This window comes from Mesorhizobium sp. M8A.F.Ca.ET.165.01.1.1 (assembly GCF_004792065.1).
Taxonomy (GTDB): Bacteria; Pseudomonadota; Alphaproteobacteria; order Rhizobiales; family Rhizobiaceae; genus Mesorhizobium.
This window is the reverse complement of the sequence record NZ_SRTH01000176.1, coordinates 1-318: the sequence shown is the minus strand read 5'-3', so window position 1 is coordinate 318 and position 318 is coordinate 1. Positions and strand designations below refer to the sequence as shown.

The 318-nt window shown below is 63.5% G+C and carries 1 protein-coding gene; it reads left to right on the top strand.

Annotated elements, in window-relative coordinates; translation table 11 throughout:
• The coding region (locus EN808_RS35635; RefSeq protein WP_135918253.1) for a peptidoglycan-binding domain-containing protein at nucleotides 1-318 on the top strand (318 nt) is incomplete at both ends.

Genomic DNA, 318 nt, shown 5'->3' with positions numbered 1-318 from the left:
CTCGACACCGACCAGGCGAACGCCAGTTCCGGCTCCGCCGTGCGTACATCGGTGGGTGTTTCGGACGAGATGAAGCAAACCCAGGGCAGCGAGATGACGGAAAATGCGATCGGCCTCGATCGCCAGGGACGCATCGACTTGCAATTGCGCATCGAGGCGCTGGGCAACGAGCTTGGGCGCATCGACGGCACCATCGGGCCACAGACGCGCCAGGCGATCGGCGTCTGGCAAGCCAAGAACGGCCTGCCGCAGACCAGCTATCTTACGCGCGAGCAACTGGCGTTCCTGGTGATCCAGACCGATCCGATGATGGAAGCC